The following is a 20,501-nucleotide window of genomic DNA, read 5'->3' on the forward strand; positions in this document are numbered from 1 at the left end:
CGACGTCCAGTTCGCGGACGCGGCCGAGCACGATGTAGTGGTCGCCCGCATCCTGGACCGACTCCAGGTCACAGTCGATCCAGGCGACGACGTCCTTGATGATCGGCGAACCCGACCCCGCGGTGCGGATCTCCATGATCCGGTCGCCGTCGAACGGCGGCTTGAGACGCTATGTGCCGTCCGGGGGCCAGGGAGGGGCGCCTTCCAGGTCGCCGAAAGCCTCGACGTACCAAGCGCGGGCGGAAGGGTGACGTTGCCAGGTGTCCCCTGGGAGCTCGTGTTGGAAGTGGTGGGCCAGTTCCGTGCGGGTCTCGGCTGACAGGCGGAAGCGGTCGACGGCGAGTTGTCGGAGCAGCCTCAGGAAGAGTGCTTGTCGGCCGACTTCGTCGTCAGCTGACCGGCTGGCCTGGATGAGACCCGGCAGCGACAGGTAGATGTCGTCGAGGCGTGGTTCGCGAGGATCGCTTGAGGCGCACCAGAGTTCGAGAAACGCGTGGGTCGTCGATCGAACCTCCCCGTTGCTCGTTCCGAACGCTCTGGTCGTCCCCTGCCCGACAGAGTCCATGCCATCAACGACTGGGGCGAGGGCGTGCCAGATGACATCGGTGTGGGCGTCGCACACGAAGTACGAGTCTCGATGCAGATCCTCGATGTGGTCTCGGCTCCAGCCGACCCACCTGAAGTTGCGGAGATAGTCGAAGGTCCAGAGTGGGTCGATGGGCTCGGGCAGCCATCTGGCCGCGACACCGATCGACAGGTCTCTGACCTCGCCCGCCCGGATCCGTTCGACCCTCAGTGTGCCGGTCAGCCCCCTCCACCCGTCCGTGCTCAACTGCGACCGCCAGAGAAGCGCCTGTCTGCGCCACTCGGTGACCGGCTCGCGGGCGTTCGGGAAGAGTTCCCTGGCGGAGACCGGCGGCCGCGACAGGGCGGCCAGCAGGACCAGGTTGGCGGAGTATGCCGCGCAGCGGTACGGCAGCCCGGTCTGCGCCGGCCCGAAACCGTCCCGGTCCCAGCCCTCCCGCGTGTCCACCTGCTGCAGGAGGTCGATGACCGTCTCGCAGATCCGCTCTCTCTGATCCGCGCCGAGGTCGGCCACGAGATCGCCGAGGAACCGGTGGACGATGCTGTCACGGCTGGTCAGCGGCATGAACGACAGCAACGCCGCCAGGAATCCGTCGTCGGTGGTCCGTCGGCTCCGTAGCGCGCTCACCGCGGCGAGTTCGGCCAGCTCGCGGGCGACCAGACGGGAGAGCAGGAACTCTCCGAATGTCGCGTGGAGGAACTCCAGGGTGGCCAGGCGACGCGCTCCCACAGTCGCCGCCGATCGGTGGACGAAGAAGAACCGGCCGGCGACGAGCTGGGCCGAGGTCAGCGGCTGATGGAACCCCACCTCCGCCGGGGAGCCGGCGCGCTCCAGGCCGAGCGCGGCGAAATCGGCCGACAGCTCTTCCTCGGTGACCCATTGACGTCCTCGGACGAACATCGAGAATGCGGTGACGGAGAGGCGCAGCAGCTCATCCTCCACGGCTGCGTCAAGCCGATCACCAGCGAGCGCGGCATGCTCCTTTCGGACCTCCCGCTGCGCGAATCCGCGGAAGACTCGTTCGTAGAGTTCGGTCTCTTTGAGCCCCTCCACGGCACCCGACACCCCGTTGTCCTCGGCGTCGTAAAGGGCGAGCAAGAGAAGAAGCAACGGTTGTCTGGCCAGCTCACTCTGTGCGAGTGCGGCGGCCGGGCTCAGCGGACGCAACCCACGCGCTGCCAATTGGTCGGCGTTGTGGTCGCTCCAGACCGTCAACCAGGCGGCCACCTGTGCGGCATCGAAGCACTCCAGCTTTACGACGGCCAGCTTGGAGAAAGGGATCCGGGCGCGGTCGGCGACCGCGGTGCGGCTGGTCACGATCACGGCCACCGGGCGTCCTTGGTCGGCCTCGCGTTCCTGGAATCGCGCCACCTGCTCCAGGTAATCGCTTTGACCGATTCCGGTGGCCTGCAGGAGTTCGTCGAATCCATCGAACAGGATGACGGGAAGCGCGCCGGCGGCGGAGCGCGCCACGTCCGGCCAGCTCAGACGTTCGCCGGTCGCCGCCCTGACCGCGGCCTCGATCTGTGTCTGGACGTCGGTATCGGCCGGCACTTCCCTCAGCGGAACGCGGACCGGCAGGAAGTCCGCCGCGGGGAGTCGGGCCGCCATGACTTTGGTGAACAGGGACTTGCCCGACCCCGGTTGGCCGAGGACGAGCAACGGCCGGTCGGCGGCCTGCGGCGAGGTCAGAAATCCTGCGAGGAATCCCTGGAAATCGTCGCGGACGGGAAGAGTCGCCCACCACGACTCCTGGTCGAGCGGTGCCGAGGCCACGACGCCCCCGTACCGGAAGTGGGGATTCAGGTATGCCGCGCCCAAGGAAGGGATGACGACCTCGTCGGCCGGATCGCTCTGCACGATGGGGCGGTCGAGAAGCTTCTGGTGGCCGCGCGCAAGGGCGAGGCGGCGGTCGTCGGGCGCACGCTCGGAGGCGATGCCGTCCAGCAGGCGCCCCAAACCGGCGAGGCCGGTCTGCAGCTCCTCCAGTTGCACGCGGATCGCGTTATGTTGCAGCCGGTTCGTCCAGAAAGCGACTTCCGGGAAGTCGACCGCCAGGCGCCGTAGCAGTTCTTCGTAGCGCCCGACCGCACGGACCGGGACCTGCTCTCGCAGGACCGACTGAAGACGGTCGCGCTCCTGCCCGTTGAGGCGATCCCAAACGGCCAGCTCTTTCAAGAAGTCGATCAATGCGTCCACGAAGCCCGCGTAGACCTCGTCGAGCATGCGCACGTTGTATTCGGGCTGAGGGCCCGTTGCGAGAATTCCCACGAGGTGCCGCAAACGCGCCGACGACTCAGTGTGGCCCGTCACGCTCGCTATCTGGGACGCTCGGTCAAGCTTCAGTTCGTCTATTTCGAAAGGCAGCTGCACTTCGTGCAGGACCTCGAAAAAGGCCGTCATCACGATTACCGAATGCGCCGCCTGCAAGCGCTCGGTCCGCTCGTAGCGGCCGAGCCCGCTGAGGCGTTCGGCCAGGCCGCTGACAAGCTGACCGCTGAGCCGGGCCAGTTCGCCCTTCGCATCGAAGAGGCTGACGGCAAGCTCGCTGCCGCCGCCGGTAGCGGCCAGCAAGAGCCCGCCGGTAAGCCGATCAAGCGCCCCTATGACGGGACTGCCATTACCGCCGAGCAACCGCACGGCATCTGCGTAGCTAAGCTGGGACCGCATGCAGCCCTCTCCGCTCGTCCAGGGGTTCAACTAACCATACGGCCATTAGTCGACCAGACGATGAGCCGGCACGAGAGATGGCGCCGAAGATGGTACGAGCGATTGACGTGCACCCAGGCGGAGATTTGTCCGTCCACGTACCTGTCGGCGCAATTGACGTCCCGGCTGGTAAGCCGACAACCGGCAGGTAGGGCAGCGAGTTTCCGACAAACCGCCATGGTCAAGCACGTGTGTTCCATGGCGGCGATGCCCCTGAAGGACACGTCGATCTCCGCAAAGACCCACAACGAGTCAGTCTCGACCGCCGGGACGCTGCGAAAACAGCCGCTCGGCGATCGCTTGGTCGCCGGGGCCTCGGCCACTGATAACACGATCTCGCGCACGCACGAGATCGTCTCGAATCGGTCGTCCGATGGAGACCTACCAGGCAGTGGCGCCTGCTCGGCCCCAGGCTGGCGTGCGTTCGGCCGCGATGAGGTGGCGCGAGGGACAGATCTTCGTTCCGGGTCGTGTCATCTGGCGCCAGGGAACCCGATGACAACGATCAAGGCCCTGGCCGGAGTATGTTCCGATCAGGGCCTTCACCTGGGGTCTCTCGGTGGAGCTGAGGGGATTTGAACCCCTGACCCCCTCGATGCGAACACAGTTCCACCACTCCGCCGACCTGGACGAACATCCCTTTCACCAGGTCAGGCGACTTACGGCATACCTACAACGACCTACACCACACCCCCAACGACCTAGATCATCTCCCCGGCGTCTCCCACAAGATCACCGGCGAGTGCCGTGACCCGACCGCCTTCGACCGCACCGGCGCCGGGGTCGGTCGCGGAGATGGAGCGCGCCGTCGCACAGGTGCGCGCGCTCGAATGGCTTACCCGCCAACCCCTCGGCCGGCTACCGCTAATGGTGTGGTTCGCGCACGAGGACGGCGGCCTGGTCGGCTCGCCTGCGGCCCACTCCCCCACCGAAGCCCACCAGGCGTTCGAGGCGTGGGTCGCACACCTCCAGCTCGGCCCCGACCCGCCACGGCACCGCGGTGGCCTCACCCGCCTGCGCGCGCAGGGCAGCGTCGACGGTGTCCTCGTCACTCTCCACGCCGAGACCCGGCCACACCCATGACCGGGTACGGCCCCACTCCCCCACCGACTCTTCCCACGCCACAGGCCGTGACGTACCATCACCGGATTCCGCACCCGTGCGTCTCGGAGGAAGAACCCGGGATGATGAAACGATTGGCTGGCGACCTCCTCTCCTGCGCAGCGTTCTCCGCCATTGTCGGCGGAGTCGGCGCCTACTTCGGGTATTTCCTCGCCACTTCCAGTGGCCTCTGGTACATGGACCTCCCCGGCCCCTTTGACGGCTGGCACACCACTTGGTTTTGGGTCGCTGCCGTCGGGTTCATCGGCGACCTACCACGGCATCTGTACCGCGCGCATAAGCACGGGCCGGGCCCCCGCCCAGGCGGCGTCATGCGGTCCAAGAGCCCGCTCGACGACGAGGCGTACGTGCGCAGAACGCTCGACTGGCTGGACGACACGCTGGATTCGGTCAGGGAAGCGGCCCCCGGGGACCGGGTATATCCGCCGTGCTTGCGGTGCGGCCGCGAGGTGACCGGATTCAAAGCCCGGCCGAACGGGCTAGTGCTGATGCGGTTCAAGCCGTGCGGCTGCTGGATGATGCTCAGCCAGCCGAGACGGCGGAGCGCCTCGGGAAGCAAGGCCAGCCCCTAGTACGCACCCGTCGGAACCGCCAGTCATCGTGGAACTCGATGCTGCCTCGGATCACAGTCATTCCCGCACGTCCACGTCGCCAATTGGAGCGAGTCCCCGTTCAGGTCGCTGTTTAGGTTGAATCTCAGGGCCGCGCCCTCGCCGCAGCCAGGGCAAGCTGGCGGATTCTGCAGCAGCGCTTCTGCTTCGCTCTCGCTGAACCGGTGGTTCCGGTCTGGGCCCGTCAGGTTCCAGTCGCAGGGTCGATCCATACCTGAAGTTCGCTCACGTCTCCTCGGTCTCCTTTAGGTCGGTCCGTGCACCTTGGCCGGGGCGTTTGTGCGTCAGGATCGTGGCCGGCTTCCAGACCGGTGACCGGCCAAAGAGCTTGTCTTCGGGAGGCAGCTCGCCTCGGACGCGGTAGCGCCGCGCGGAGGCGTACTTGATGCCGTAGTGGTCAGCGACGTCTTGCAGGGTCCAGTAGTCCGCTTCGGGATCTGGTTCGGGCATGCAGGGGCGCTCCCTTCGTCTACGTGATGGCGACGAAGTCTAGTGGCCGGTCGGCTCTCGCCTTGAAGCTACGTTGTCCCTTTGATGTTGACAAGGTTCCCGGCCTACCTTAACCTTGTCTACATCAGGACGACAAAGAGCGGAGACGGGGACATGACGAAGGCGACCACCTCCAAGACGGCGAACTGCCGCCGCTGCCACGCCCTCCTCACCAACCCCCGCCACGTCGCCGAGCGCATCACCCCGCACTGCCGCCGCAAGGAGCGCGAGGAGGCTGCCCAGCGCGCCGCCCGCCACGAAGCTGCCGTCACCGCCGCTGTCGACGCCGTTGACACCACCGCCTTCAAGGACCCGCAGGCCGCCAAGGACAAGGCGGTCCAGCTGATCCTCGACGAGGCGATCGTCCCCACCCGCTTCCCCGGCGTGTACCTCGCCAACAGCTCCGACGGCGTCTCCACCTACCTCACCGACACCGTCGAGAACTCCTGCACCTGCCCCGCCGGAACCCGGCTCGGCCGCTGCAACCACAAGGTGGCGGGCGCCGCCTTGGACCTGCTCGAAGACAACGTCCTCGGCCTCGCCGCCTGACCGCTCCATCAATCCGAGAGGAAAGCCATGACCGAGATCACCACTGCCGCGACCTGCGACTGCCCCGCCGACGCCACTGAGAATGTCGAAGGCGTCATCGTTACTGGCCACCTGATGACCTGCTCGCTCGGCGAGCCCCGCCGGTACGTGTGGCGGGACGGCGGCGACCTCCAGCTCGGCACGCTCGCCGACTACGCCAGGACGTGGGAGCGCGGCATCTATGACGACTGTCGCGAGGAGCTCTCCGCCGAGCTGCGCACGTGGGACGAGGTCTACCAGCTGACGGTGGAGAGCCTCGGCACCGACGACGCCGACTGGATGCGTTACCGCCTCGTGGTCGCCAACGAGGCCGTCCTCGTCGGCATCGACGGCCGTTTCTGACGCCCGGTCCGGGCTCCCCTGCCCGCCCGCTCTCGGGCAGGGGCGTCTCACCGGGCGCCAGACCGGCCCCGATTCGCGAATCAGCAACCGACACGGGGAGACACACCGTGGAGAACACGACCGACCCGCTGACCAGCCTGTGCGGCACCCCGATCGACGTCCGCACCCGCGCCGACGCCATCGCCAACGGCACCCAGATCGAAGCCCCCGCCGAGTTCGTGGACCGCGCCGACCTGCTCGCCCACGTGACCCTGACCGCCGACGCCTGGGGGCGGTACGTCACCTGGACCAACGAGGACAGCGACCGGACCGGGGTGCTGCTGCAGGACTCGGACGACCGGCTGATGGACATCCTTCGGGCGCTGGCCGCCGGCATCCACCGGGCCGGGCCACTCAACCGCGTGGAGTCGCTGCGGTTCCGGGTGGCGTGCTTCCGCCGCGACGTGGTGTTCGGCCCGGACGACGACCAGGACCCCAGCGAGGTCGAGCTGGAGGCGCTGTTCGGGCGGGGCGCGGACGGCGGCCACCTCATCACCGTCCACGAACCGCGCTGACGGCTTGTCGGATGCTCCGCTACCCCGTTGGCGGAGCACCCGGCGCAGCCACCCGCAAAGGCACACCTGCCGACAAGGAGTACGCATGGAGATCACGCGCGATCAGGTAAGGGGCTACATCACCGCCGTCACGGAGGCGCTCAAAGACGCCGGGCACAAGCTCGACGACCCATTCATCGACGACCAGGACGACGTGGTCATCACCATCATGATCGCTATCCCGGACGCCTTCACCGACGAGCAGGAGCGATTGGGTTTGGCGCTGCTGTGGGAGCCCAGGCACGGATGGGACGCGGGCTTCGTATCGCACCGGGCACTGAACACGGTGCGGATCACGATGCACACGGACCTGCGGCTGGGGGTCGTCCCGGCGCCGGAGGTCATCGTACGGGCGGTCGCGGCGATCGTCGCGAACGGAGACCCGAAAGAGGGCCGGGTCGTGCCGGGCACGGCCGAGCAGCTCGCCGCGTACGTGGGCGGGGAGGCGCCGGTGTCGAGGCAGGCGCAGCTGGCCGGTCAGGTCCGCTCGATCGCGCAAGACCTGGACGACGAGCTGCGTGACCGGCTCGGGTGGGACGAGGCGCACGAGATCCGGGACCGGCTGCTCGCGGTCGCGGACGGCGGGACCGCTTGACCCGACGCCGAGGGAGCCCGCACCCGGCAGGGGGTGCGGGCTCCTTTGGCTCAGGCCGCCTGCAGCCAGGGCCAGTCGGCGTTACGCCCCGACTTCAGGAGCGGGATCAGTCCGAAAATCCGGGTCGGCCCTCCCCATCCGGCTGGCCAGCGGCAGAGAGCAACGGGACGTAGCCCTTCCAGTGGTCACCCCTGACCAACCTGCTGATCGTGGTGTGGTGCACACCAAGGCGGCGAGCGATGCTTCGGCAGGAAACTCCGCTGGCGTGCTCGCGCCGCGCCTGGAGGATGTCCGGGTCAGAGAGTCGCCGGACGACTTCCACGAAGGCCCGGACCTCCTCGGAACGTGTGGCGGATCCTCGCCCCTTCGCCACCATGTCGGCGACGTTGTCCCCGACCGTGCCGAGGAAGAGGTGGGCCGGATTGCAGCAGGGTGGGTTGTCGCAGCGATGCAGGACGCTCAGCATGCCCGCGTCGTCGTAGGTGAGCATCCACGCGACACGGCTCCGTGGCAGAGGTCGTGCTCGCCGACGTGCGGGAGCGGACACCAACAGGCGAGGTCCCGGCCAGCCAGCTCGCGGCGGATCTCATCGGCTGACGGGAAATCAGGCAGCGTGGGGAGTACGGCCCCGGCTGCTCGCATGGCCAAGAGGGTGGTGAAGCGGGCCACAGCTGTGGCTCTGTCCGGCACGCCGGTAGCGCCGACCGCGAACGGATTACCCCACCGTGTTGGCCTTGCGATGTTCACTGCACCGCGTGGTTTCCGGTAGCCCTTTTGGCGGCGGAGCTGGATCCGCTCAGGCATCCACTTCCTCCAGCACCGGGCCCCAGGGCTGGCCTTTGCCGGAGGGGCGGCGAAGCAGCCCCTCGTCGGCGAGCTGGTTGAGTAGCCTGCGCGCTTCCTGCCCCCGGACGTGCCGCGTCGCACCGGTGAGCGCTGCCTGCGCGCGCTGTGAGGTCCACGGGCCAGTCTCGGTCTGGACGGCGGCGCGGAGAACGTCCAGCGGGTCGTCTGGGTGATCCGTTGCGTGGGCGGCGCGGGTGCGTGATAGCTCCTGGCGGAGCCGCTCGATCTCTCGTTCGGCGCTGTCGGCGCGCTCCTCGGCCGCCTTCCGGGCCTGATGTGGAGTGACCTTCCCTACCCGCTGCACGATTAGGGCGTACCGCTCCCGCTCCCCTGCCAACCCGACTTCGAACTCCACGGGTGTCTCGGAGTAGTTCTCTCCACCGGCCAGCATCGTGCGAGCGACACCGACCCAGATCGCGGCGAGTTCCCGGGCGGGCTCGACCTCCAGTTCGGCCGTCCCGTCGCGGATCTGGAGGGCCCGCATCCTGGTGTCGTCCAGGAGCCGCTCGGCCATCTGGTCGACGCCTTCGGCCTCCAGCTCGGCGGCGCGTCGCTCGGCTTCGTCGGCGCGCTGCCGGTGGTGGTGCAGGGCTTTGCAGGCGGCATCGTAGGCGTCCTGTGTCGGGGCGTAGTGCCGGACCTCCCGGGAAGCGTGGTCGTCGAGCGCGGCCAGCGCTGCGCGGGCGGCGGTGTCAGCCTCCCCGCCGGACAGCCCGATTGGCTCCCCTGGCCGTGTCGTGCCGAGTGCGCTGCGGCCCAGCCTGATGCTTACGCTGTCGCGGATCCGGGCGGCGAGGAGGTCGACGAGCTGCTCGCGGTCCTGCTCGGTGAGGTGCGGGTTGCGAGTCATGTCGGGGCTCCAGAGGACTAGTAGATCTCGACGGCAGCGCGGGCACGAGCTTCGATGAGCGTGCTCGGCGGGGCCTCACGGAGGACGAGCGGCGGCCACCCGTCCGGCATGACGAGGCACCGCGGGATGTAGTCCTGCGCCCTATCCGAGCAGGCGAGGCAGTGAACACCCCACTCCCCCGACGCCAGCTCGACGACCACGGGGGCGTGCGGCTGGCTTGCCGGTTCGAGGGACTGGGCTTTGTCGAGCGCGGCCTGGAGACGGTCGGCGAAGCATCGGATCTCGTGTGCACGGTCCTCCCACCGGAGGCGCGCCTCCCGCCGGTGAGAAGGCTCGATGTCTCGTGTGCTGAGCAGTTCCCGTTCACGCGTTCGCGCGTAGGCGATGACTTCCCGGACGGCCGTGACCTGCCCGGCGGCGGTGGCGAGCTGGGCGTCGCGGAGGTCGTCCTGGCCCTCGTGGATCCTCTGCGCGGCGCACGCGAGAGCGCCCTCGTCGATCGCGTTCTCTTCCGTCATGGGGTCACCTGGATCTCATTGAGGGGAACGTTGCGGCGGAGCTGCTCGCGCAGGTCCGATAGGCGGCGGAACGCAGCCGCGTCGCGGCGGTTCAGGGCCTTGCGCGTCGCCTCGGGGATCTTCCGCCAGCAGGTGAGGCACAGGTAGTGGCTGGGTAGCTTCTCGCCCTGGCAGGACGGGCAGGTGGCACGGGCGTTAGGCAAGGCGGGCCCCTTTCGGAAGCGTGAATTCAGCGGGTAGGAGCGCCGCGGCCTCGGCGTCGGTGAGGCGCTGCCAGACCCGCCCGGCACCGGGCTCTGACGCAAGGACGACCTTCAGCGGTGGCCGGGTGAGGAATCCGCCGTTCACGACTCGCCGCGTGTGTGATGCATGTCTGCAACGCTGGTCGGGGCAGGGTGACTCGACGTCCTGGACGGTGACCGTGTAGCCGCGCGGCGCGACGTAAAGCGCGTACCAGGCGTGCGCGGGGTCGCCGCCTGAGGCGGTGGCGTTGAGGTCGGTAGGGACGACGCCTGCGCATTCGCAGGACGGGTCGCTGCACGTCTTCCCGCGGCGCCCCTCGGAGACGCGGGCACGGTCGGCGTAAAACGGTTGCCGGCCCGCCACCATCGGGCACGCCTTCGAGGCGTACACGGCGCAGGGCGAGCAGAGCGGCGGCTCGTCGAAGAAGTTATCTGCGAGCTGGTTGGGGCCGGCGAGCAGCACGGCCGGGCGCCCGAGGCCGTTGCCGCAGGTCTGGCAGAGGCGGTGGGTCCAGCATCGGGCGTAGGTGGGGTTGTGAGGGCTGCGGAAGTCGACGCCGCCGTCCGCGAGCCTGATGTTCACCACCGGGATGACGAGGCCGCCGGTGGTCGGGCGGTGGGCGCATGACGCCGGGATCGGCGGGTGAACCTCATCGCTCATCGTTCGTCAGCCCTTCGGCGAGGGCCTTGTCGAGCGCGTCGACCAGGCCCTGGATCTCCTCAGCGCGGGCGTCGCATTCCTTCCTGAAGGCCCGCTGCGATGCTGGTGCCTTGTCGCGTTTGGCGTGGAGCTTGGTCACGCGGGCGCGGGCCCCGCCGAGGACGTTGCCGACGCGGCTGAGCTGCTTGGCCAGGCGCTCGATCTCGCCCGGCGCGCTCGGGCCGGCCGTGGCCGCGGGCACGTTTGCGGACGGGGCCTTGCCGCTGTCGGTGAACCGGACCTCGACGTAGACGCGCACGAATCGGCTATCGCCGCGGTTGCGCTTGTGCTCGGAGACGTCCAGGACGTCGAAGTGCCGGCGAAGGGCCTCGACTGCGGCGTCGACCTCCTCGGGCAGGTCCATGAGGCGAATCTTCACGTCGCCTCCCAGAGGTCGAGTTGAAGGGGCTTCGGGCTAACGGCCGACTCGGCCGACGCGGTGACCCGTACGGGCTGGTCTTCCGCGGCAGGAACGGCTTCGCGTGGCGACAGGGCGTTGCGGCAGTCGCACGGGCAGACCCACCGGCACACTCGATCGGCGAGCCACACCATGGCGACCCGCTCGTAGCGGGGGCCGGTTGCGAACGCGTCAGTCTCGTGCTCGTACGGCTCGCGGAACGCCAGCGGAGTGACACCGTCGGGGCCGCACACACGCCCCGCGACTCGGCGCTTCGGGTAACCCTTCTTGTTGACGCAGTTCTTGTGCTGCTCGTGCTCGCAGTGCGTGCACTGGCCGTATTGGCAGGGGCAGACTGTTACGCCGTCGTCTTCGCGGCGCAGGGCGCCGGTCCAGGCGTTCTCACGGATCCACGCGGCGCGCTCAAGTGTGAACGGCGGCGGCTCGTCGGGCTGGTTCGCTTTCCAGTGGGCGAGCATGTGCCCGCCGAGCTCGGTGAGCACCGGGCCGTCGTCGGCGTCGACCAGGAGGCCGCGGTCCCGGGCGTCGGCGGCGTTGTTCGGCACGCCGTGGATCCGGTATCGGCTTGCGTCGTAGCGGAGCCGCCCGGCCTCCGCGGCGAGCAGCCATCGAGCGTGGTACTCGCCGATCTCGTCCGGCGGGGCGAGGAAGTCGAACTCCAGCCACGTGGCGATGCCGGTGCCGCAGTCGCAGCGGACCTGCACGGCTACGCGGCCGTGCTCAAGCCGGGTGACGGTGAGGCGGCCGAGGCGCTGCCCGATCGTGTAGCTCATGACAGGGTGCTCGCCTCCAGGTCGAAGCCGAGCTGCTCGACCACTTGGGGCCGGTCGACCTGGACGCCGGTCTCAGAGTGCTCGGGGCATCGGTCGTCGTCGAGAAGGTCGTGGCGTCCGCAGTAGTGCGTGGGCCAGTACCTGCCGCTGGGCAGGGTGTGTGAGCGGACGACGGACTTGCACATCTTCCATGCGGCATGGATGGCCCCGTACTCGGCAACTGCGACGCCGCGCCATCCGTCGTCGAGGAGCGCTTCGGCCTCGGCCATGGCTTCACGGCGGGTGCGGTACCTGCCGGGGTCGACGTAGGCGCCGTGGCCGCACACCTCGATGAACACAGGCTCGGTGCGGCTGCCAGCGACCAGGAAACGGCGCGCGGTCATGAAGCCTCCAGTGCTGTGATCGTGTCGGTACACATCGCCTGCAGCGTCGTCCAGGCTGCGATCCGCTCCGGCCAGCCGGGCCGCTCGTGGTCGCCGGTGATATAGGACGGGTGCCATTCACCGGGCATTGGCCACAGCTCGTGCGGCCGCATCAGGTCCCGCCAGGCATCCAGCGCTGTGAGCGACTCCGCCCAGGCGATCAGGCCCTGACGGCGCGGGTCGTCGCCAAGCAGGCCGGCGAGCTCCTCCCAGGTGATGCTGCGGGTGAGCTTGTGCGGCCATCCGCTGTGGCGCCGCTCTCCCAATGCCTCGAATTGCAGGCCGCCGCGGCGGATGCCGTACCACCACGGTCCGGATTTACCCACGCTCAGGCCCCCACGGGACCGCCACTCGCCCAGGTACACGGCGGCTTCGAGCGCCTCGGGCACGACGTCGCGCAGGACGGTCAGCCCGTCAACGAGGCGGCGGACCTCCGGGTCACCGGCGAACAGGTCCAGCTGCACGGTGGGGGCGGCCATCACGTCTGTCCCCGTCGCGTCGACCACCACTGGTCGTGCAGGGATTGGCGGCACAGCGCGCACCACTCGCCCTGCGACGACGCGCCCCCGCACTCGCGGCACGTCGTAGGACGGATGCGCGGGTCGTCCTCCGGCGGCTCCTCGCCCACCGCAGCGCCGACGCAGGTGGTGCAGAGGCCGGGCGGCAGCGAGGTAGCCCGGCCCACGATGAGCAGGTCGGTGACGTCCTCGAGCGGCTCGGTGGGGACGACGGCCATGCGGTCACAGGCAGTCGGGGCTAGGACGCCGGGCACGGGAGTCGCACCGAGGAACCCGGGTACGAGGTGCCGGGCGTTCGGTAGAGCGTTGGCGTACGGGCTGTACGGGTTCGGCGAAACGCATCTGGTCACTGGTTAGCCTCCTGAGCCTCGAATCGCTCGCACGCGGGCCAGCTCCGGCGTATGTCGGAGGCGGCGCTGTGGGAGAGGGAGACGCGCCCGCATTTGAGGTAGGACCGGGTGTGATGCCCGACCACGGTGAGGAACCGGCAGCCGCCGCACCTCAGCCCCTCCGCTTTGCGGTCGTCGTGCGGGGCCGCATCTGGGTGGAGCCGGACCTGGCGCTTCACAAACAGGCCGATGGGGTGGCGCCCTGCGGCGAGGAGTTCGGCCTGGCGAAGGGTGCGGCGCCGGTCGGCGGAGAGCTCCTCGGCTTGCGGAGGTGCGGTCGGGACGCCCGGCAGGTCGAACCGCGCGTCACTGCTCACGATCTCGCTCCGGATGAGGAGGCGACTGGAGGACGTCGAGGAGGTCGGAGACGAACACGAACTCGCGGCCGTCCTCGTTCCGCCACGCCTTCACCTGGGCGAGCGCGGCGAGTTTGGCCTCCGCCTGCTCAGCGCGCACACGCCAACCGGTTGGCTCAGCCTCGGGTCCGCAGTGCCCTTCGATGCGGGCTGTCTCAGCCACCGTGTCCTCCCTTCACGGGGTCGGTCAGCAGCGCCCGAATGGCGTCCAGAGCGCGAAGGCCCCGCGTGGTCTCTGAGGCGGGGGCGCGCCCGGGAATGTGCCGGAGCCGGAGGAATCGCACACCGCGCAGCGCCACCCCGACCACCCGGCCGCCCTCGTAGGCCGGGCGGTAGCCGGCGGCGGCGAGCCAGACGGTCAGGTAGTCGTCGGCGGGCTGTCCGGCGCGGCGCTGCTTGTCGGGGCTGTCGCTCCACGCGTTGCAGGCGCAGGCAGCGTCGTCACATCGCAGGTCGGCGAGGACGACGGGACGGCGGCGGTGGTGATCCATGCACCCGGCGAGCATCGGGCACGCCCTGATCGCGTAGGCCGCGCACTCGGGGTGCATGCCGGGCTCGGCGCTGTAGCCCCGGCCGAGGTCCTCGGGGCGGCACACCACCACGACCCGGTCGCCGAGCGGTTCACCGCACGTCTGGCAGCGGCGCTTCCGCACGCAGGCGGCCATGAGGTCGGCGCGGGTCTGCCCGAGGAGCCATCCGGCGTGGGGGTGCTGGAGCGTGACCCAGGGGACGACCAGGCCGCTGGCAGTGGGGCGGTTCGCGCACCGCAGAGGGATCGGCGGGCGTCCCCCGGTTGCTGTGCTCATCAGAGCGCCCCGATCACACTGGCGGCCTCAGCCTCGGCGGCGTGGCCCTGCTCGAACGCCCACTCGGCGACGTCGAGCGGCCAGCGCTTGTCGAAGTAGTCGATGACGACGGTGGCGCCGTCCTGGCGGACGGTGTTGCTGGGACCAGCCCCGAAGTAGTCGGCGTGCTCGGCCACGACGGCGGCCGCGGCGGCCTCGGTGAGGCAGGTCAGCCGGATCTCAGCCACGGAGGACCTCCCGCGCGGTCGGGAGGATCGCCTCGTGCACGTCGTCGGGCAATTGCCAGAGCTTCTGCGCGCCCTTGCACGGCACCGGCTCGGGCAGGGCGCGGACGTTCGCGAGGCGGAAGTGCCGCTGCCCGCTGCAGGCCCACGGGCCGCAGTCGCACTCCAACGGCCTGCCGTAGGGCATCCGCAGCGACTTCGAGCACACGCCGGTCAGTCGGGCGACCGCGACCACAGCGCCGCGGACCTCCATGCTGCGCTGGACGATGCTGCGCGGGAGTCCGGCGAGCCGCGCCGCCAGGGCGATGGCGTGCTCCTGGTCGTCGCGGGTGCCTGAGTTGGCGGCGGCGTGAATCGCAAGGAGGCCGGTGTGGTTCGTCATCCAATACCGGTTCTCGACCGGCTTGTACCCGTCGGCGATCACGCCCGCCCAGGGCTGCCAGATCGTCAGCGCCGGGATGTAGGGGCTCCGGGACAGGGTTTCACCCACGGTCGGCCTCCGTTCCGTCGAGGGCCAGGTCGATGCGGTCGGCGTGGACGGTTGCGAGGGCCGCGGGCTCGCGGCGGAGGCGGACGGCGAGGTCACGGGCCCGCTGTACCTGCCTGGCGAGGTGGTTCCGCTCTGCGTCGACCCGGCGTAGTCGGCGGATCTCGGCGTTCGCGCTGGCCAGGTAGTCGCGTAGGCGGCGGTGTTCGGCGCGTGCTTCGTCCAGGACCGGCTGCGCGGCATCGAGTGCGGCGTCGATCGTGCCTTGGTCGCCGGTGGTGTAGTCGCCGGTGTCGAGGAGCTGGTCGATCCGGTTGCGGATGGTTTTCATGTCGCGGAGTGGCTTACGCATCGCGGTCCACCTCCGTCCCGTCGAGGGCGAGGACTTCTTTGGCCCCCGCATGCGGGCACTTCTCGCCGGGCTGGAGGCTGAGGTAGCCGTGCTCCTGGCATCCGCCGTGGTGGTCGAACGTGCACGGGTTCGGGTCGACCATGTCGCCCAGCAGCGTGCGGAGGCGGTCGCGCTCGGCGCGCATCTGGTCGGCGTGCGCTTGCGCTGCCCGCGCCGCCTGCTCGGCGTCGTCCCGCTCGGCCTCGGCCTTCTCGATCAGCTTGAGTGCGCCGTTCGCCCGCCGGTCGGCTTCGGCACGCTCCCGCGCACGCTGTCCGACAAGGTCCTGGGCTTCATCACGGGCCTTGCGGTTCGCCAGAATGTCGTCGCGGAGTTGCTCCCATGAACGGCGGCCAGGCAGGGCCACGAGAGCATCGCCGATCATCTCCCGGGCCGCCTCCAACTCGGCGCGGAGCCGCTCCACCTCGGCCAGCAGGTCCCCTCCGGCCTTCAGTCCGGCGGACAGGATCAGGTCGCTGTCCCGGTCCGGCTGCGCGGGGATGCTCATCCGCCAGCGGGACGGCCCGTCCTTGCAGATGGCTGCGATCTCCTCGTGAGCCCGCTCGATGAGGCGCCCGCCCTCGGAGCGGCGCTCGGGGGTCAGCTCAGCCACGGTCGGCTCCTTCGCCGGGGCAGCCAGGGCCGCACCTGATCAGCTCGTTGCCCGCGAAGACGATGCCCTCGTAGTTCCAGCCAAGGACGTATTCGTGCGCCTGCTCGTCCGACTCGAAGTGGACGACCCCTTCGTCGTCTTCGTCCACCCAGTAGCCGCAGCCCTGGCAGCGCAGCGTGATGCACGGGGCCAAGACCTGCTCGACGGTCACGGTCTCACCGTCGTCGGTGAGAATGCGTGCCTCGTCCCGGGCCTGCTGCTCGGTGTAATGGCGCTCGTCCGCGGCTTCGTCGCTCTGGCCAGGGCGTCGAATGATCCAGCATCGTTCAGCGGTCGAAGGCTCAGCCATGCTCGGGTCCTCCGTTGTCCGGGTTGAGCACGCCGATCGCGATAAGCAGGTCGTGGACCGGGACGGTAAGGTCGTCGAGCTGCTCGGGCGGGCCGCCAGCCTGGACATCGGCTGCGGCGTCCGCCTGTTCCTGGCTGGTCAGGTCGATGACGGCGTTGCGCTGCGCGATGAGCCGTTCATGGTCGGCCTTGAGAGCGGCGTCGGCCTTGCGGCGTTCCTCCAGCGCCCGGAACGCGACGTTGTGCTCGTCGGCGTTCTCGTCGTCGGCGGTGAGCATCTCGGCGAGGGAGTTGCCGAGCATGTGAAGCGCCTCGAACGGGTCGGTGGCGCCGTGCCGGAACGCCTCCCGCATGAGTTCAGTCAGGCGCACGATGATCTCTCCGAGATCCTCATTGGCGGCCTTGGACCTCTCCTGCTCCGTGCGTCGGCGGGCACGTTCGGCGTCGGCATCAGCGAGCCGCGCAGACAGGTCCGAGACCCGGTCCTGAAGCTCGACGATGCGCTCGGCGTCGTCGGCGGAGGTGATGGCCTCCCGCTCCAGCCAGGTCCGGAGCCAGCCTTCGACCTGCCCAGTGGTGTGGACCCAGATCTCGTGGCCCTGCCAGCGGATCGGCGATCCGGGTATGTCGCCGTCGTCGAGGCGGTCGAGGATCTCGGCCGCCATCGTCCGCCGGATTGTGGTCTCGTCCGGATTAGTCACGGCCGTCTCCGTCCTGCTCGGCAAGGACGTCGGCGCGGAACGCCTTGAGGATGGGGGCCCGCAGGTCATCCGCGGCCTGCCATCCGAGCAGGTCGCTGAGTGTCTCGCCGCCGAACGTGTCCCGCACGGCGCTCTCGATCGCCTCACGCTGCCGCCGGTTCTGCTCGGTGAGCAGGCGGGCGCAGGCACGGGCGGCCTTGCCGGGCCTCATGTCCGGCGGTCCGATCGGGATGCTGTCGGCGTAGGCGCGGCCGTCGATGCTGAGCTTCCAGCCGGTCCCGCGCTTCCAGACCAGGTTCCTGGCGGGCCGGTACAGCCAGTCGAGGCTGACGATCGCGAAGTCGCGGCCGGCGGATCCGTGGTCGGTGAGGACGCCGATGTCGTTGAGGGCTTTGTGGGCCTGGGTGTATTGGGTGTTGCCGCTGCGCATCAGGCTTGTCCGTCCTGCTCGTCGACCGTCGCGGTTGCGGCGGTGATGCGGGGCCGGTGGTAGGTCTCGGCGACCCGGTTGGTCTTCGTGCGGCAGTGGTCGCCGGGTGCCGCGTCGCAGCTGGTGCAGTGCTCGCACAGGGCCTGGGCCTGGATCGCAGCGGCGCGGGCGCGGGCGCGTCGTTCGGCCGCGCGCGGCGACTCCCACGCGTCGAGCCCGGGAATGTCGGCGATGCCGTCGACGTAGGCGATGCCGTCCGGCGCTGCGGGTGACGGCGGGCGCTGCCGCTCGGGGCGGACGGGCAGGTCGATCAAGGCGCGGGTCTGCTCGTGCCAGCGGGCGAGACCGAGCACCTGGTACATGGTCGGGATCACCACGGGCTTGGACCGCTTGGGGTCCTTCGTGTCTAGGACGCGTGCACCCCACAGCGCACCGTCCGGCAACGTCGGAGCGAGCGGCGCACGCCCGGCGATGATGGCGTCCAGCTCGGCGACCTTCTGGCCGCTCTCTTCGAGACGGCGCGCCATGGAATCCAGGTCCACGCACAGGTTCTGACCGAGGTCGACGGGCACGTCCGGGGTTTCGGCGGCGACCGCGAGCTGTCGCAGCCACACGCCCACGGCGTTCAGGTGGACGGCGAGCTCGTCGAGGGTGATGCGGTTACCGGCGTGGAGGTGGCCGGTGGCGGTGGGGTCGGTACCGGTCTGCTCAGCCACGGACGCCCCCGTCCTGCTCGTCACCGGCTTGGACGTTGCCGCAGTAGGAACGCCGTGCCTCGTTCTCGGCCGCGCGGCGCTCGTCGATCCGCGAGAACCGGTACCGCATCCCGGCGACGGCGATCTCGATGGACACGCCACCCGGACTCACCGACCGGTGGAACAGGATCCCGGCTTCGGTCAGCGCGGTGGCCGCAGCGTCGATGCGGGAGAACGCCTCCTCATCGCTGCCACAGACTGCGAACGATGGGAACCCGTAGTCGTAGTGCGGGAGCTCGGGGATCTTCTCCAGCAGGTCAGCGATGGCTCGCAGCCCGGTGATGTATTCGTCCCGGGACACCGTCATCGGGCACCGCCGGTCGCGTCCGTGCCGTGCTCGCTCACCCCGGCCTGCTCGTCCTCGCGGTGCACGAGGGTCAGCGGGCCGACCTTGCTGAGGACCTCGTCCGGCGTCGGGGTGGACAAGGGGCCGCGCACCGGGTCCGCCGGGATCATGAAGACCTCGCGGGCCTCCAGCCCGTAGAAGGCGAACCACGCCGAGCCGTGCCTGTCCCGCCACTTGTCGCCGGGGCGGGGCGGCCACTCGGCCGGGGCGACGCGCGTCACCTCGGCCTGCGGAGGCATGCGCCAGTTCGCGCGCTCGCCGTCGAGGCAGTCCACGGCGATGATCGAGACGCAGCCGTGCCCGTCCTGCTCGTTGAACCGGACGCCCTTGATGGTGACGTCGATCAGGTCGCCGCGCTTGAGGGTGTCAGCCACGGGACGTCTCCTCGGCGCGTTGCGGGACGTAGCCGTGGCCTCGGCAGTGCGAGCAGGCAGCGACCGACGCCTCGTCTAGGAGCGCCTGGTAGTGCGCGGTCAGCTCGTCCCAGCGGGCGGCCGCCTCCGCGCGGTTGGCGCCCGCGATGCGGTGCGGGACGTCCAGGACCAGTTCCCGCCGTGCGGTGACGGTGACGGTCTTGCCCTTCCGCGGCCGGGACCCCGACCCGTCCCGGTTCAGAGCGGGACGGTACTCGGTGATCGGCTGGTCGAACGGCACCTGGAGCGAGACGTAGACCCCCGGCTTCCCCTTGTGGTCGAGGAACACGAACTGCTTGTACCGGTGCGCCTGAGCGAGCTGCTTGATGTGGTCGCGGAACCCGACCAGCTCCCCGGGGAACAGGTGGTAGTACTCGGGCCGGTTCCGAAGCGCGTCCGGGAGCCGAGGCACCCACGTCCGGTCGTCGTCGGTCGGGGGCGGGGTGCCGTCGAGGCGGAGCCACGGCCCGTCGATCGTGATGACCTCGTCGGGCTGCGGCTCGGTCACTGCCGTGTACAGCTCCCATTCGACGTCGTTGGGGCTGCGGCTCTCCCACTCGGCGAGGGTCAGCGTGTTCGGGAACCTCTCGGACGCGGTCATGGGGTCGGTGAGCCGGTACCCGATCGTCTTCGCCGGGACCGGCTTGCGGACGGTGATCGTGGTGGCCTCGTGGTTGGTGGCCCACCAGCCGGGCGCCGACAGGCGGCTCATGGGCTGGCCGTCCGCGTCGGGCACGATCGGCTCGCCGCGCCAGGACAGCTTCCCTCGGGCGCCGAGGTAGTACATCCACAGACCGCCGTCGCAGAGGACGAATCGCTCGTTCATCGGCCGGCCTCCTGCGCCTGGTCGCCCTGCGCGGCGCGGTCGAGCATCGTGTTCAGCTCGTCCACCTCGACGCGCGGGTACACCGGGTACTCCGAAGGCAGCCGGGCCGGGTCCTCCAGCCACGCCCGCACCTTCCTCGCGATGTCCACGGGCGTCGGCACCAGCGCCAGGTGCAGGCTCCGCGCGTTGACCTGCTCGCGGCGGGGGCCACGGCCGTGGATCGACCAGCCGCCGGAAACCGACCAGTTCAGCGAGGCGTCGGCGACGGGCAGCTCGATGGAGATTCCGGCACCGACCCGCGGCGGGTGGCAGGGGACCTTCGCGGCGGTGAGGGCCTGGGTGACGGCGTCGGCGTACCGGTCGATCGGCCCGGCGGGGTCGCGCTCGCACGTCCGGAGCCCGGCACGCCACTCCTGGGCGGCGACGCGGTGGCCGCAGGTCCCGACGACGTAGCCGGGCTGGTCGGGGATTTCGCTGCCGGGCGCCGGGGAGGC

At 69.7% G+C, this 20,501-nt stretch carries 33 protein-coding genes; 5 read left to right on the forward strand and 28 right to left on the reverse strand.

Annotated features, from left to right (window positions below; genetic code table 11):
* Positions 1-169: 169 nt before the first annotated feature.
* Both E1287_RS25655 and E1287_RS25660 read right to left on the reverse strand, forming a co-directional pair.
* Positions 170-3,226 carry a hypothetical protein gene (locus E1287_RS25655; protein WP_131967616.1) on the reverse strand — a complete coding sequence of 1,019 codons (3,057 nt, stop codon included), beginning with the start codon at positions 3,224-3,226 and terminating at the stop codon, positions 170-172.
* Positions 3,227-4,159: 933 nt separating this feature from the next.
* Positions 4,160-4,354, reverse strand: coding sequence for a hypothetical protein (locus tag E1287_RS25660; RefSeq protein ID WP_131967617.1), 195 nt, complete (start codon positions 4,352-4,354; stop codon positions 4,160-4,162).
* Between the two features lie 125 nt (positions 4,355-4,479).
* On the opposite strand from E1287_RS25660, the gene E1287_RS25665 reads away from it, so the two are divergent.
* Positions 4,480-4,989, forward strand: coding sequence for a hypothetical protein (locus E1287_RS25665; protein ID WP_131967618.1), 510 nt, complete (start codon positions 4,480-4,482; stop codon positions 4,987-4,989).
* A 264-nt stretch (positions 4,990-5,253) separates the two neighbouring features.
* Here E1287_RS25665 and E1287_RS25670 read toward each other — a convergent pair whose 3' ends face one another.
* Positions 5,254-5,478 (reverse strand): hypothetical protein, encoded by a 225-nt coding sequence (locus E1287_RS25670; protein WP_131967619.1) that lies wholly within the window; start codon positions 5,476-5,478, stop codon positions 5,254-5,256.
* Between the two features lie 153 nt (positions 5,479-5,631).
* Here E1287_RS25670 and E1287_RS25675 point away from each other — a divergent pair, with 153 nt between their 5' ends.
* From E1287_RS25675 to E1287_RS25690, 4 genes are all read left to right on the forward strand, one after another.
* Positions 5,632-6,066 (forward strand): hypothetical protein, encoded by a 435-nt coding sequence (locus E1287_RS25675; protein ID WP_131967620.1) that lies wholly within the window; start codon positions 5,632-5,634, stop codon positions 6,064-6,066.
* A gap of 27 nt (positions 6,067-6,093) precedes the next feature.
* A complete protein-coding gene (locus tag E1287_RS25680; RefSeq protein ID WP_131967621.1) occupies positions 6,094-6,447 on the forward strand; it encodes a hypothetical protein in 354 nt (117 codons plus the stop codon).
* 107 nt (positions 6,448-6,554) lie between these two features.
* Positions 6,555-7,001 (forward strand): hypothetical protein, encoded by a 447-nt coding sequence (locus tag E1287_RS25685; RefSeq protein WP_131967622.1) that lies wholly within the window; start codon positions 6,555-6,557, stop codon positions 6,999-7,001.
* Between the two features lie 85 nt (positions 7,002-7,086).
* On the forward strand, positions 7,087-7,635 hold the full coding sequence (locus tag E1287_RS25690; RefSeq protein WP_131967623.1) for a DUF6292 family protein: 549 nt from the start codon (positions 7,087-7,089) through the stop codon (positions 7,633-7,635).
* 106 nt (positions 7,636-7,741) lie between these two features.
* Here the strand turns inward: E1287_RS25690 and E1287_RS25695 are convergent, their stop codons facing one another.
* From E1287_RS25695 to E1287_RS43955, 25 genes are all read right to left on the reverse strand, one after another.
* Positions 7,742-8,125, reverse strand: coding sequence for a helix-turn-helix domain-containing protein (locus E1287_RS25695; protein WP_131967624.1), 384 nt, complete (start codon positions 8,123-8,125; stop codon positions 7,742-7,744).
* Between the two features lie 306 nt (positions 8,126-8,431).
* A complete protein-coding gene (locus E1287_RS25705) occupies positions 8,432-9,331 on the reverse strand; it encodes a hypothetical protein (RefSeq protein ID WP_131967626.1) in 900 nt (299 codons plus the stop codon).
* 17 nt (positions 9,332-9,348) lie between these two features.
* Positions 9,349-9,849, reverse strand: coding sequence for a hypothetical protein (locus tag E1287_RS25710; RefSeq protein ID WP_131967627.1), 501 nt, complete (start codon positions 9,847-9,849; stop codon positions 9,349-9,351).
* The gene (locus E1287_RS25715) at positions 9,846-10,052 is read right to left on the reverse strand and encodes a hypothetical protein (protein WP_131967628.1); all 207 of its coding nucleotides are present in this window, start codon (positions 10,050-10,052) and stop codon (positions 9,846-9,848) included. The genes E1287_RS25710 and E1287_RS25715 overlap by 4 nt, the downstream gene beginning before the upstream one ends.
* Entirely contained in the window at positions 10,045-10,752 is a 708-nt protein-coding gene (locus E1287_RS25720; RefSeq protein WP_131967629.1) for a hypothetical protein, read from the reverse strand. The genes E1287_RS25715 and E1287_RS25720 overlap by 8 nt, the downstream gene beginning before the upstream one ends.
* Positions 10,742-11,170, reverse strand: a complete 429-nt coding sequence (locus E1287_RS25725) for a hypothetical protein (RefSeq protein ID WP_131967630.1) — start codon at positions 11,168-11,170, stop codon at positions 10,742-10,744. The genes E1287_RS25720 and E1287_RS25725 overlap by 11 nt, the downstream gene beginning before the upstream one ends.
* On the reverse strand, positions 11,167-11,982 hold the full coding sequence (locus tag E1287_RS25730; protein ID WP_131967631.1) for a DUF6248 family natural product biosynthesis protein: 816 nt from the start codon (positions 11,980-11,982) through the stop codon (positions 11,167-11,169). The genes E1287_RS25725 and E1287_RS25730 overlap by 4 nt, the downstream gene beginning before the upstream one ends.
* Positions 11,979-12,365, reverse strand: coding sequence for a hypothetical protein (locus E1287_RS25735; RefSeq protein WP_131967632.1), 387 nt, complete (start codon positions 12,363-12,365; stop codon positions 11,979-11,981). Before E1287_RS25735 ends, E1287_RS25730 begins: the two co-directional genes overlap by 4 nt.
* Positions 12,362-12,883 carry a hypothetical protein gene (locus E1287_RS25740; RefSeq protein ID WP_131967633.1) on the reverse strand — a complete coding sequence of 174 codons (522 nt, stop codon included), beginning with the start codon at positions 12,881-12,883 and terminating at the stop codon, positions 12,362-12,364. The genes E1287_RS25735 and E1287_RS25740 overlap by 4 nt, the downstream gene beginning before the upstream one ends.
* The gene (locus E1287_RS25745; protein WP_131967634.1) at positions 12,883-13,272 is read right to left on the reverse strand and encodes a hypothetical protein; all 390 of its coding nucleotides are present in this window, start codon (positions 13,270-13,272) and stop codon (positions 12,883-12,885) included. The genes E1287_RS25740 and E1287_RS25745 overlap by 1 nt, the downstream gene beginning before the upstream one ends.
* Positions 13,269-13,628, reverse strand: a complete 360-nt coding sequence (locus tag E1287_RS25750; protein ID WP_131967635.1) for a hypothetical protein — start codon at positions 13,626-13,628, stop codon at positions 13,269-13,271. The genes E1287_RS25745 and E1287_RS25750 overlap by 4 nt, the downstream gene beginning before the upstream one ends.
* Entirely contained in the window at positions 13,618-13,767 is a 150-nt protein-coding gene (locus tag E1287_RS25755) for a hypothetical protein (RefSeq protein ID WP_165969179.1), read from the reverse strand. Before E1287_RS25755 ends, E1287_RS25750 begins: the two co-directional genes overlap by 11 nt.
* A gap of 55 nt (positions 13,768-13,822) precedes the next feature.
* The gene (locus E1287_RS25760; RefSeq protein ID WP_131967637.1) at positions 13,823-14,473 is read right to left on the reverse strand and encodes a cell envelope biogenesis protein OmpA; all 651 of its coding nucleotides are present in this window, start codon (positions 14,471-14,473) and stop codon (positions 13,823-13,825) included.
* Positions 14,473-14,700 (reverse strand): hypothetical protein, encoded by a 228-nt coding sequence (locus tag E1287_RS25765; protein ID WP_131967638.1) that lies wholly within the window; start codon positions 14,698-14,700, stop codon positions 14,473-14,475. The genes E1287_RS25760 and E1287_RS25765 overlap by 1 nt, the downstream gene beginning before the upstream one ends.
* Complete coding sequence (locus tag E1287_RS25770; RefSeq protein ID WP_131967639.1) at positions 14,693-15,187, reverse strand: ASCH domain-containing protein; 495 nt, start codon at positions 15,185-15,187, stop codon at positions 14,693-14,695. Before E1287_RS25770 ends, E1287_RS25765 begins: the two co-directional genes overlap by 8 nt.
* The gene (locus tag E1287_RS25775; protein ID WP_131967640.1) at positions 15,180-15,536 is read right to left on the reverse strand and encodes a hypothetical protein; all 357 of its coding nucleotides are present in this window, start codon (positions 15,534-15,536) and stop codon (positions 15,180-15,182) included. Before E1287_RS25775 ends, E1287_RS25770 begins: the two co-directional genes overlap by 8 nt.
* On the reverse strand, positions 15,529-16,188 hold the full coding sequence (locus E1287_RS25780; protein WP_131967641.1) for a hypothetical protein: 660 nt from the start codon (positions 16,186-16,188) through the stop codon (positions 15,529-15,531). Before E1287_RS25780 ends, E1287_RS25775 begins: the two co-directional genes overlap by 8 nt.
* Entirely contained in the window at positions 16,181-16,537 is a 357-nt protein-coding gene (locus tag E1287_RS25785) for a hypothetical protein (RefSeq protein ID WP_131967642.1), read from the reverse strand. Before E1287_RS25785 ends, E1287_RS25780 begins: the two co-directional genes overlap by 8 nt.
* Positions 16,530-17,237, reverse strand: a complete 708-nt coding sequence (locus E1287_RS25790; RefSeq protein ID WP_131967643.1) for a hypothetical protein — start codon at positions 17,235-17,237, stop codon at positions 16,530-16,532. The genes E1287_RS25785 and E1287_RS25790 overlap by 8 nt, the downstream gene beginning before the upstream one ends.
* Positions 17,230-17,667 carry a hypothetical protein gene (locus E1287_RS25795; RefSeq protein ID WP_131967644.1) on the reverse strand — a complete coding sequence of 146 codons (438 nt, stop codon included), beginning with the start codon at positions 17,665-17,667 and terminating at the stop codon, positions 17,230-17,232. Before E1287_RS25795 ends, E1287_RS25790 begins: the two co-directional genes overlap by 8 nt.
* Positions 17,667-18,383, reverse strand: a complete 717-nt coding sequence (locus tag E1287_RS25800) for a hypothetical protein (protein ID WP_131967645.1) — start codon at positions 18,381-18,383, stop codon at positions 17,667-17,669. The genes E1287_RS25795 and E1287_RS25800 overlap by 1 nt, the downstream gene beginning before the upstream one ends.
* Positions 18,376-18,729, reverse strand: a complete 354-nt coding sequence (locus E1287_RS25805; protein WP_131967646.1) for a hypothetical protein — start codon at positions 18,727-18,729, stop codon at positions 18,376-18,378. The genes E1287_RS25800 and E1287_RS25805 overlap by 8 nt, the downstream gene beginning before the upstream one ends.
* Positions 18,726-19,142, reverse strand: a complete 417-nt coding sequence (locus tag E1287_RS25810) for a hypothetical protein (protein WP_131967647.1) — start codon at positions 19,140-19,142, stop codon at positions 18,726-18,728. The genes E1287_RS25805 and E1287_RS25810 overlap by 4 nt, the downstream gene beginning before the upstream one ends.
* Positions 19,135-20,007: a hypothetical protein gene (locus tag E1287_RS25815; protein WP_131967648.1), complete on the reverse strand. Its 873-nt coding sequence runs from the start codon at positions 20,005-20,007 to the stop codon at positions 19,135-19,137. Before E1287_RS25815 ends, E1287_RS25810 begins: the two co-directional genes overlap by 8 nt.
* Positions 20,004-20,501 (reverse strand): hypothetical protein (locus E1287_RS43955; protein WP_165969180.1); only part of this gene is annotated, 498 nt, incomplete at its 5' end. The genes E1287_RS43955 and E1287_RS25815, both read right to left, overlap by 4 nt.

It is taken from the genome of Actinomadura sp. KC06 (genome assembly GCF_004348735.1).
Classification (GTDB): Bacteria; Actinomycetota; Actinomycetes; order Streptosporangiales; family Streptosporangiaceae; genus Spirillospora.

Excerpts from the sequence above, each read along its gene's own strand:
- E1287_RS25665 (WP_131967618.1), top strand. The coding sequence starts at position 4,480 with ATGATGAAACGATTGGCTGGCGACCTCCTCTCCTGCGCAGCGTTCTCC.
- E1287_RS25670 (WP_131967619.1), bottom strand. The coding sequence starts at position 5,478 with ATGCCCGAACCAGATCCCGAAGCGGACTACTGGACCCTGCAAGACGTC.
- E1287_RS25675 (WP_131967620.1), top strand. The coding sequence starts at position 5,632 with ATGACGAAGGCGACCACCTCCAAGACGGCGAACTGCCGCCGCTGCCAC.
- E1287_RS25680 (WP_131967621.1), top strand. The coding sequence starts at position 6,094 with ATGACCGAGATCACCACTGCCGCGACCTGCGACTGCCCCGCCGACGCC.
- E1287_RS25690 (WP_131967623.1), top strand. The coding sequence starts at position 7,087 with ATGGAGATCACGCGCGATCAGGTAAGGGGCTACATCACCGCCGTCACG.
- E1287_RS25695 (WP_131967624.1), bottom strand. The coding sequence starts at position 8,125 with ATGCTCACCTACGACGACGCGGGCATGCTGAGCGTCCTGCATCGCTGC.
- E1287_RS25705 (WP_131967626.1), bottom strand. The coding sequence starts at position 9,331 with ATGACTCGCAACCCGCACCTCACCGAGCAGGACCGCGAGCAGCTCGTC.
- E1287_RS25710 (WP_131967627.1), bottom strand. The coding sequence starts at position 9,849 with ATGACGGAAGAGAACGCGATCGACGAGGGCGCTCTCGCGTGCGCCGCG.
- E1287_RS25720 (WP_131967629.1), bottom strand. The coding sequence starts at position 10,752 with ATGAGCGATGAGGTTCACCCGCCGATCCCGGCGTCATGCGCCCACCGC.
- E1287_RS25730 (WP_131967631.1), bottom strand. The coding sequence starts at position 11,982 with ATGAGCTACACGATCGGGCAGCGCCTCGGCCGCCTCACCGTCACCCGG.
- E1287_RS25735 (WP_131967632.1), bottom strand. The coding sequence starts at position 12,365 with ATGACCGCGCGCCGTTTCCTGGTCGCTGGCAGCCGCACCGAGCCTGTG.
- E1287_RS25740 (WP_131967633.1), bottom strand. The coding sequence starts at position 12,883 with ATGGCCGCCCCCACCGTGCAGCTGGACCTGTTCGCCGGTGACCCGGAG.
- E1287_RS25760 (WP_131967637.1), bottom strand. The coding sequence starts at position 14,473 with ATGAGCACAGCAACCGGGGGACGCCCGCCGATCCCTCTGCGGTGCGCG.
- E1287_RS25775 (WP_131967640.1), bottom strand. The coding sequence starts at position 15,536 with ATGCGTAAGCCACTCCGCGACATGAAAACCATCCGCAACCGGATCGAC.
- E1287_RS25785 (WP_131967642.1), bottom strand. The coding sequence starts at position 16,537 with ATGGCTGAGCCTTCGACCGCTGAACGATGCTGGATCATTCGACGCCCT.
- E1287_RS25795 (WP_131967644.1), bottom strand. The coding sequence starts at position 17,667 with ATGCGCAGCGGCAACACCCAATACACCCAGGCCCACAAAGCCCTCAAC.
- E1287_RS25805 (WP_131967646.1), bottom strand. The coding sequence starts at position 18,729 with ATGACGGTGTCCCGGGACGAATACATCACCGGGCTGCGAGCCATCGCT.
- E1287_RS25815 (WP_131967648.1), bottom strand. The coding sequence starts at position 20,007 with ATGAACGAGCGATTCGTCCTCTGCGACGGCGGTCTGTGGATGTACTAC.